This is a genomic window from Peptoniphilus sp. DNF00840 (assembly GCF_001553125.1).
Lineage (GTDB): Bacteria > Bacillota > Clostridia > Tissierellales > Peptoniphilaceae > Peptoniphilus_A > Peptoniphilus_A vaginalis.
In genome coordinates this window covers 1-9577 of record NZ_KQ960224.1, presented here as the reverse complement: position 1 = coordinate 9577, position 9577 = coordinate 1, and the positions used below count along the sequence as shown (strand labels likewise).

At 34.6% G+C, this 9577-nt stretch carries 11 protein-coding genes; 10 read left to right on the top strand and 1 reads right to left on the bottom strand.

Annotation, left to right across the window (positions count from 1 at the left end; genetic code table 11):
- The first annotated feature begins 358 nt into the window (after positions 1-358).
- The 5 genes from HMPREF1864_RS05775 (at position 359) to HMPREF1864_RS08410 (ending at position 3953) form a co-directional block, all read left to right on the top strand.
- Positions 359-553 (top strand): type IV pilin protein, encoded by a 195-nt coding sequence (locus HMPREF1864_RS05775; RefSeq protein WP_062571883.1) that lies wholly within the window; start codon positions 359-361, stop codon positions 551-553.
- Positions 493-1371 (top strand): conjugal transfer protein, encoded by an 879-nt coding sequence (locus HMPREF1864_RS05770; protein ID WP_050547166.1) that lies wholly within the window; start codon positions 493-495, stop codon positions 1369-1371. Before HMPREF1864_RS05775 ends, HMPREF1864_RS05770 begins: the two co-directional genes overlap by 61 nt.
- Before the next feature lie 244 nt (positions 1372-1615).
- Positions 1616-1732 (top strand): tetracycline resistance determinant leader peptide, encoded by a 117-nt coding sequence (locus tag HMPREF1864_RS08415; protein WP_001791010.1) that lies wholly within the window; start codon positions 1616-1618, stop codon positions 1730-1732.
- Between the two features lie 15 nt (positions 1733-1747).
- Entirely contained in the window at positions 1748-3667 is a 1920-nt protein-coding gene (tet(M), locus tag HMPREF1864_RS05765) for a tetracycline resistance ribosomal protection protein Tet(M) (protein ID WP_000691736.1), read from the top strand.
- A gap of 118 nt (positions 3668-3785) precedes the next feature.
- A complete protein-coding gene (locus HMPREF1864_RS08410) occupies positions 3786-3953 on the top strand; it encodes a cysteine-rich KTR domain-containing protein (RefSeq protein WP_000336323.1) in 168 nt (55 codons plus the stop codon).
- Between the two features lie 59 nt (positions 3954-4012).
- Here the strand turns inward: HMPREF1864_RS08410 and HMPREF1864_RS05760 are convergent, their stop codons facing one another.
- Positions 4013-4366, bottom strand: coding sequence for a helix-turn-helix transcriptional regulator (locus tag HMPREF1864_RS05760; RefSeq protein WP_001227347.1), 354 nt, complete (start codon positions 4364-4366; stop codon positions 4013-4015).
- A 504-nt stretch (positions 4367-4870) separates the two neighbouring features.
- Between HMPREF1864_RS05760 and HMPREF1864_RS05755 the strand changes: the two genes are divergently transcribed.
- From HMPREF1864_RS05755 to HMPREF1864_RS05735, 5 genes are all read left to right on the top strand, one after another.
- Positions 4871-5296 (top strand): sigma-70 family RNA polymerase sigma factor, encoded by a 426-nt coding sequence (locus tag HMPREF1864_RS05755; protein WP_005957428.1) that lies wholly within the window; start codon positions 4871-4873, stop codon positions 5294-5296.
- Complete coding sequence (locus HMPREF1864_RS05750) at positions 5293-5523, top strand: helix-turn-helix domain-containing protein (protein WP_001224508.1); 231 nt, start codon at positions 5293-5295, stop codon at positions 5521-5523. The genes HMPREF1864_RS05755 and HMPREF1864_RS05750 overlap by 4 nt, the downstream gene beginning before the upstream one ends.
- Positions 5524-5984: 461 nt before the next feature.
- Positions 5985-6188: an excisionase gene (locus HMPREF1864_RS05745; RefSeq protein ID WP_000814510.1), complete on the top strand. Its 204-nt coding sequence runs from the start codon at positions 5985-5987 to the stop codon at positions 6186-6188.
- An 81-nt stretch (positions 6189-6269) separates the two neighbouring features.
- The gene (locus HMPREF1864_RS05740; RefSeq protein ID WP_062571882.1) at positions 6270-7487 is read left to right on the top strand and encodes a tyrosine-type recombinase/integrase; all 1218 of its coding nucleotides are present in this window, start codon (positions 6270-6272) and stop codon (positions 7485-7487) included.
- Positions 7488-7756: 269 nt separating this feature from the next.
- Positions 7757-8929 carry a type IV pilin protein gene (locus tag HMPREF1864_RS05735; RefSeq protein ID WP_062571881.1) on the top strand — a complete coding sequence of 391 codons (1173 nt, stop codon included), beginning with the start codon at positions 7757-7759 and terminating at the stop codon, positions 8927-8929.
- Positions 8930-9577: the final 648 nt, after the last annotated feature.

Genomic DNA, 9577 nt, shown 5'->3' with positions numbered 1-9577 from the left:
TTCAGGTTATACTTGACTTTTGTTAGCAGGTTTTAATACCTATTAAAATCAATATAACAATTATAAATAAAAAATTAAATCTCATTCAGAAAAAACAACAAAAAATAAACATACATATTATAAGTTAGTAAAATAGCTTATTTATGTAATTTTTATCATCTTAACAACTGAAAAAGTTGTTTTGAATCCCTTCCTAGGCAGATAGTCAAAAATGACTATCTGCCTTTTTTCTTCACATACTAACAAACCAACAAAAATTATAATACCAACTAAATTTAAAAGAAAAAATCTCAAAAACATCAAACCCATTGATAAAAAACATACAAAGTAAAAATAAAAAGAAAGGGGGAATTTTTCAATGATAAGAAAATCAAAGAAAGGATTCACATTAATAGAATTAGTAATATCAATGGCAATTATAGCAGTTTTACTCCTATTAGCAACAGGAAGATATAGACACCATGTAGAAAAAATCAGAATAAAGAAAAACAGATACCAAAGGAAAAGAAACCTCGTGTCTACTATAAGGTCAATCCTCATAAAAAGGTTGTGATTGCCTTGTGGGTACTTTTAGGGCTTAGTTTCAGCTTTGCGATATTCAAGCACTTTACAGCTATAGATACTCATACTATTCACGAAACAACTATCATAGAAAAGGAATACGTTGATACTCATCATGTAGAAAATTTTGTAGAGAACTTTGCGAAAGTCTACTATTCATGGGAGCAATCCGATAAGTCCATTGATAATCGAATGGAAAGTCTAAAAGGCTATCTGACAGATGAACTTCAAGCTCTCAATGTTGATACAGTACGCAAAGATATTCCTGTATCGTCTTCTGTAAGAGGATTTCAGATATGGACGGTAGAGCCAACTGGCGACAATGAGTTTAATGTAACCTACAGTGTAGACCAGCTCATTACAGAGGGAGAAAATACAAAGACCGTCCACTCTGCTTATATAGTGAGTGTCTATGTAGATGGTTCTGGAAATATGGTACTGGTTAAGAATCCGACCATTACCAACATACCTAAGAAATCAAGTTATAAACCAAAAGCCATTGAAAGTGAGGGGACGGTTGATTCCATTACAACCAATGAAATCAATGAGTTTTTAACGACGTTCTTCAAGCTCTATCCTACAGCGACAGCCAGTGAACTTTCCTACTATGTGAATGACGGGATATTAAAACCAATCGGAAAAGAGTACATCTTTCAAGAACTGGTAAATCCTATTCACAATCGTAAGGATAATCAAGTCACGGTATCGCTGACAGTGGAGTATATCGACCAGCAGACCAAAGCAACGCAGGTATCTCAATTTGATTTGGTACTTGAAAAGAACGGGAGTAATTGGAAGATTATAGAATAACAAATATTGGTACATTATTACAGCTATTTTGTAATCACGTACTCTCTTTGATAAAAAATTGGAGATTCCTTTACAAATATGCTCTTACGTGCTATTATTTAAGTATCTATTTAAAAGGAGTTAATAAATATGTGGCAAGGTATTCTTAAATAAACTGTCAATTTGATAGTGGGAACAAATAATTGGATGTCCTTTTTTAGGAGGGCTTAGTTTTTTGTACCCAGTTTAAGAATACCTTTATCATGTGATTCTAAAGTATCCAGAGAATATCTGTATGCTTTGTATACCTATGGTTATGCATAAAAATCCCAGTGATAAAAGTATTTATCACTGGGATTTTTATGCCCTTTTGGGTTTTTGAATGGAGGAAAATCACATGAAAATTATTAATATTGGAGTTTTAGCTCATGTTGATGCAGGAAAAACTACCTTAACAGAAAGCTTATTATATAACAGTGGAGCGATTACAGAATTAGGAAGCGTGGACAAAGGTACAACGAGGACGGATAATACGCTTTTAGAACGTCAGAGAGGAATTACAATTCAGACAGGAATAACCTCTTTTCAGTGGGAAAATACGAAGGTGAACATCATAGACACGCCAGGACATATGGATTTCTTAGCAGAAGTATATCGTTCATTATCAGTTTTAGATGGGGCAATTCTACTGATTTCTGCAAAAGATGGCGTACAAGCACAAACTCGTATATTATTTCATGCACTTAGGAAAATGGGGATTCCCACAATCTTTTTTATCAATAAGATTGACCAAAATGGAATTGATTTATCAACGGTTTATCAGGATATTAAAGAGAAACTTTCTGCCGAAATTGTAATCAAACAGAAGGTAGAACTGTATCCTAATATGTGTGTGACGAACTTTACCGAATCTGAACAATGGGATACGGTAATAGAGGGAAACGATGACCTTTTAGAGAAATATATGTCCGGTAAATCATTAGAAGCATTGGAACTCGAACAAGAGGAAAGCATAAGATTTCAGAATTGTTCTCTGTTCCCTCTTTATCATGGAAGTGCAAAAAGTAATATAGGGATTGATAACCTTATAGAAGTTATTACTAATAAATTTTATTCATCAACACATCGAGGTCCGTCTGAACTTTGCGGAAATGTTTTCAAAATTGAATATACAAAAAAAAGACAACGTCTTGCATATATACGCCTTTATAGTGGAGTACTACATTTACGAGATTCGGTTAGAGTATCAGAAAAAGAAAAAATAAAAGTTACAGAAATGTATACTTCAATAAATGGTGAATTATGTAAGATTGATAGAGCTTATTCTGGAGAAATTGTTATTTTGCAAAATGAGTTTTTGAAGTTAAATAGTGTTCTTGGAGATACAAAACTATTGCCACAGAGAAAAAAGATTGAAAATCCGCACCCTCTACTACAAACAACTGTTGAACCGAGTAAACCTGAACAGAGAGAAATGTTGCTTGATGCCCTTTTGGAAATCTCAGATAGTGATCCGCTTCTACGATATTACGTGGATTCTACGACACATGAAATTATACTTTCTTTCTTAGGGAAAGTACAAATGGAAGTGATTAGTGCACTGTTGCAAGAAAAGTATCATGTGGAGATAGAACTAAAAGAGCCTACAGTCATTTATATGGAGAGACCGTTAAAAAATGCAGAATATACCATTCACATCGAAGTGCCGCCAAATCCTTTCTGGGCTTCCATTGGTTTATCTGTATCACCGCTTCCGTTGGGAAGTGGAATGCAGTATGAGAGCTCGGTTTCTCTTGGATACTTAAATCAATCATTTCAAAATGCAGTTATGGAAGGGATACGCTATGGTTGCGAACAAGGATTATATGGTTGGAATGTGACGGACTGTAAAATCTGTTTTAAGTATGGCTTATACTATAGCCCTGTTAGTACCCCAGCAGATTTTCGGATGCTTGCTCCTATTGTATTGGAACAAGTCTTAAAAAAAGCTGGAACAGAATTGTTAGAGCCATATCTTAGTTTTAAAATTTATGCGCCACAGGAATATCTTTCACGAGCATACAACGATGCTCCTAAATATTGTGCGAACATCGTAGACACTCAATTGAAAAATAATGAGGTCATTCTTAGTGGAGAAATCCCTGCTCGGTGTATTCAAGAATATCGTAGTGATTTAACTTTCTTTACAAATGGACGTAGTGTTTGTTTAACAGAGTTAAAAGGGTACCATGTTACTACCGGTGAACCTGTTTGCCAGCCCCGTCGTCCAAATAGTCGGATAGATAAAGTACGATATATGTTCAATAAAATAACTTAGTGTATTTTATGTTGTTATATAAATATGGTTTCTTGTTAAATAAGATGAAATATTTTTTAATAAAGATTTGAATTAAAGTGTAAAGGAGGAGATAGTTATTATAAACTACAAGTGGATATTGTGTCCTGTATGTGGAAATAAAACACGATTAAAGATAAGGGAAGATACTGAATTAAAAAAATTCCCCCTCTATTGTCCGAAATGCAGACAAGAAAATTTAATTGAAATAAAGCAGTTCAAAGTAACTGTGATTACAGAGCCAGACGCAAAGACGCAGAGCCGATAAAATGAGATTAATACAATCTCATTTTATCGGCTCTTTCCGTTATGTATGGATTCTTTTAATTAGTCTTCGATGTTTCTTGCTTCGTTGATACCGCTGGCTAAAGATTCCATTAAGGATAGTTCTTTGTCTGTAAAGCTATCCATGTATTTCTCTATCTGTAATCGTCGGGTGCTTTTTACCAAGTTATTAGCAGGTAAGAAAAATTCATCAACGGAAACATGAAGTAACGATACAAGGTCATAAAGAACTTGTATGCTGGGGTGTTGCCCTTTATTTTCAATATTAGTTAAGTACCGTGGGTCAATTTCAATCAATGCTCCCACTTGTTCACGAGTTAAACCTCGTTTCAATCGAGCTTCTTTAATGGCTAAACCAAAGGCTCTAAAATCATATTTATCTTCTTTTTTACGCATAGTAGACCACCTCTATACATTTTATTGTTCCTACTGAATTAAAAACAGGTATAGAAAAACGTGTTATATGGTTTATAGGTTTATATTTAATAAAAAGCACTACTAAACGCCAATAAAAAAAACCGTTATATGGTAGTGCTATTTACGCTGTTAAAATATTGTATATTACTTCCAAATGGCGGTTTGTTGGAGGTCAACGTCGCCATGAAGTACATCATATACAATAAATTTCCTTACATTGGGTTCTTGTCAAAAAAAGTCGTCTATCTGCAATAGATAAGTACGTCCACCAATGTGGTTTTATAAATCATATAGATAGAATAACAGAAGCATGTAAACAGAGAAATAAATCTGTTTATATGCTTTTTTGGCTATTCAGAACTTTTTTACAAAGTTTATTTATCAGTAATGCAACAAATCCCCCTTTCACATTGGGACTAAGAGTGAAAGGAGATAAACGAGCAAGGCTCACTTCCTTTCCTAGACAGAAAGGGGGTGAGAAACATGAAACCATCTTCTTTTCAGACCACAATAGAAAATCAGTTTGACTATATCTGTAAACGTGCTATGGAAGACGAGCGAAAGAATTATATGCTTTATCTTTCAAGGATTGCAAAGCGTGAGGTGTCCTTTTCGGATGTTGGCGATTATCTTGTTAGCCAGTTTGCGACAACAGATAACTATTCAACTGACTTTCAGATTTTTACACTCAATGGGTTATCAGTAGGCGTTGAAAATGATTTGTTGAGTGAAGCATTACGTGAGTTGCCAGACAAGAAACGTGAAATTCTACTGCTGTTTTACTTTATGGACATGAGCGATTCAGAAATTGCAGACCTGTTGAAATTGAACCGTTCTACTGTCTATCGGCATAGAACCAGTGGACTAGCCTTAATCAAGAAGTTTATGGAGGAGGAAAACGAAGAATGAGAAAAGAATATTCCAGAATTCCATTCCCATTGATTGTAAAGGCTTGTGATGGCGATACAGAAGCGATTAACCAGATTCTACATTATTACAGAGGGTACATTGCTAAACGCTCTCTACGGTTGATGAAAGATGAATATGGCAATCAAAGTATGGTCGTTGATGAGGTCTTACGTGGACGAATGGAAACCAGGTTGATTACAAAAATCCTGTCATTTGAGATTGAGTAGCACCGATTTATCTCTCTTTTCGTGGAAGTGCGGACGAGCTTTCCATACTTCCCGATTGGGGAGGTTTGTTATTCCATCAAAGCATATTGTCTTTCAGTATGTTTTGATAGGCTGACAAGCCATCTGTTCTTTGAAAACTGAATAACAGCAGTCGAATACATTTCGATAAGAAAAGAGCCAACGGAGCTGACCGCCATGACCTGCCCTGTAAAGATAGCGAGCGATTCATGTCAGTGATCCGAGAAGTAATCTTTAGCAGGATTGCCAGCGAAGACATTCTTATCGTAATAATGATACTCCTGTATCGTCATAGTCCGAGCGTTAAAAGCGTCGCAGGCAATGAGTACAGTTGGACGAGAACCGTGCAAGGGTGGAACTCCCGTGAGCTTTGCTAAAGCTGTTCGATTGCTTGTAAAACTACTTTTATGAAATCTAACGTGTGATTGGGAAAGGAGGATTTTATGAAGCAGACAGATATTCCTATCTGGGAGCGTTATACCCTGACCATTGAAGAAGCGTCTAAGTATTTCCGTATTGGCGAAAATAAGCTCCGTCGTTTGGCAGATGAAAATAAAAATGCTGATTGGCTGATTATGAATGGCAATCGTATTCAGATAAAGCGAAAACAGTTTGAAAAAATTATTGATAAATTGGACGCAATCTAGCGTCGCCAAAGGGTCTTGGATATGATAAAATAGCATTAAGTCGTATCAAGGCTCTTTCCATTTTGGAAAGGAGCGAAAGCCATGTCAGAGAAAAGACGTGACAATAAAGGTCGCATTTTAAAGACTGGGGAGAGCCAACGAAAAGACGGAAGATACTTATATAAATATGTAGATTCATTTGGAGAACCGCAATTTATCTACTCATGGAAACTGGTGGCTACAGACAGAGTACCAGCAGGAAAGCGTGATTGTGTTCCTCTTCGGGAAAAAGTTGCGGAGCTACTGAAAGACATTCATGATGGCATTGATGTTGTAGGAAAGAAAATGACACTTTGTCAGCTTTACGCAAAGCAGAATGCTCAAAGACCCAATGTGAAGAAAGGCACGCAAACTGGACGGAAATATCTGATGGATATTTTGACAAAGGACAAGTTAGGTGCAAGGAGCATAGACAGCATTAAACCGTCTGACGCTAAAGAATGGGCGATTAGAATGAGTGAAGATGGATATGCTTATCAAACCATCAATAACTATAAGCGTTCTTTAAGGGCTTCATTCTATATTGCGATTGAAGACGATTGTGTTCGGAAGAATCCCTTTGACTTCCAGCTAAATACCGTCATTGATGATGATACTGTTCCTAAAGTCGCATTGACAACGGAGCAGGAAGAAAAGCTGTTATCCTTTGCGAAAGCTGATAAGACCTACAGCAAGAATTATGATGAAATCCTGATACTCTTAAAAACGGGTCTTCGTATTTCAGAGTTTGGCGGTCTGACACTTTCAGATTTGGATTTTGAAAATCGTCTTGTCAAGGTAGACCATCAGTTACTACGAGATACTGAAAATGGATACTACATTGAAACTCCCAAGACTAAAAGTGGCGAACGACAAGTTCCTATGGTTGAAGAAGCCTATCAAGCGTTTCAGCGAGTGCTGGCGAATCGGAAGAACCGTAAATGTGTTGTGATTGATGGTTATAGTAATTTCCTTTTTCTCAATGGGAAAGACTATCCTAAAGTGGCAAGTGATTACAATGGTATGTTGAAAAACCTTGTCAAGAAATACAATAAATATCATGAGGCTAAGCTACCCCATATCACTCCACACATTTTGCGTCATACGTTCTGCACTAACTATGCAAATGCAGGAATGAACCCAAAAGCATTGCAGTACATTATGGGGCATGCGAATATAAACATGACGCTGAACTATTACGCACATGCTACATTCGATTCTGCTATGGCAGAGATGAACCGCTTGGAAAAAAAGAAACAGCAGGAACGTCTTGTTGCTTAGTAGTACAGATGAATTTACTACTAATTTACCACTTCTGACAGTCAATTCATGAGGAAATATATAAGGAAACGTGAAGTATCTTCCAACAGTAAAAATGCTCGAAGCCCTTTAGAATAAGGATTTGCGAGCATTTAATGAGATTTAAAAGGATAATTAGAAATCTATGTTTTGTTTATATACAAATAAAAACTTTTTTCTAAATCACATGAATTTTCAATTTTTTTTCATACATATTATGACTTAAAAAAAGAAAGGGGGAAAAAATCAAAATGAAAACCAAATCAACAAAAGGATTTACACTAATAGAAATCATTATAACATTGGCAATATTAGCAGTTCTGTTTCTCTTAGCATCAGGAAATTATAGAAAACATATATCAGATGCTAATGAAACATTGATAATAGCAGACACAGGCAAGATGTCAACAGCAATAAAAGCAGAGTTAGCAAATGATAAAAAACCATTATCAAAAGACCCAATCAGTAGAAGAAGATTAAGGGGAGCAACAGTTTATTCAGGTAGACAAAAGGAGTCAGGACTACCAAATGAATTATTATACAACATAGAAAACCCAAGAAAGCACTTAAATACAACACTTAAAGGGCAATTTGTGGCAACAGCAGATGGAGAAGCTTACTACATAAAAAGAAACACAAGCACAAAACCAAATACAGGAACAATAGTAATTCCACCACAACAACCACCAGTATGTCCAGAAGCAGAACTCAATAAACTAAATGGAAACTATAAAATCACAAGGGGTTCTGATTACGCAATATACATACAAGAATCATCAGGAGCAATGTTAAAAATAGACCTTAGATGCTTAAAATTAGACACTTTTGTTTATAATATTATTAAATTAAAAGGAGTTAATGGCACAGAACAACTTTCAATAAGAAGAGACCCAATAGTTCAGGTTATAGAGAAAAAAGGAAATATCTTAACGCTACAAGATATAAAAGGCAATACAGGAAAAATAGATATATCATCAGCAGAAATATTTACTCAAAATCAACCATTAGAAGACAAGAAAATACAAGTAAAGCTTATACCAGATACAACAAAAGCAAAAATAATAAATATTTTAGAAGATGATTTTCCACTACAAGGCACTATACAGGATTTAATGATAAATGCCCCAACAATAAAAGAAAATGTAACAAAACTGGCTATGATTTCATCAGATGATATATTCAGAAGCCAAACAACAAATGGAATAACATTTTATCCAGAAGGCAACAGCTATGTTAAAAACTCTTTAGTGACAGTTTATACAGATGATTTAGAACTCCTAGATAAATTAGAAGATTATTTAAAACAAAATGGAAAAGCCAAGATACAAGTCAAATATGAACAAAGTAACAAAGAAATATATAAAACTTTAATAAAACTAGAAGTATTAACAAGCGATGGATATAAAGATATTAAAACACTTTAAAAAATAAAATCTCATTTGAAAAAAATCATAAAAAATAAACATACATAACATAAGCTAGTAAAATAGCTTATCATAGTATCTTATAAATCAGCAATTTTCCCAAAGGTTGCTGAATCACCACTTCTAAGCAGGTAGTTCCTCCGACTACCCGCTTTTTTATTGAAAAATAACCTACTAACAAACAAACTAATTCCATACCATAACCCAGAATTAAAAATAAAATCCCATTCATAAAAAATCACAAAAAATAAACATACAGAGTATGAAACGCTTGATGACTACATTCAAAAATAACATTATCCTAGTGAATAGTTAGCATTGAGTGTTTACATTTTAATTAACTGTTGTTTGTTCCTTTCAAAAAATCATCTTAACAACAGTTAAACCCAAACAGAAAGCAGATAAAAAAATATTTTTCTGATTTCAAAAAAATGAATAGAAATATACATACATATTACATATGTAATTTCACCTTTCATAAAACACACGCAGGTAACTTTAAAACTCATTATGTAACCTTAAAAATGAACTTTTAACACCTTTACCAAAAAGCAATAAGTATAAATACTTTTGTTATTCTGCGTGTGTTTTTAATTGTTTAAAAATAGCCTTAGAAAAATGAACTGACCCCCAAAAGTTGGACTTAAA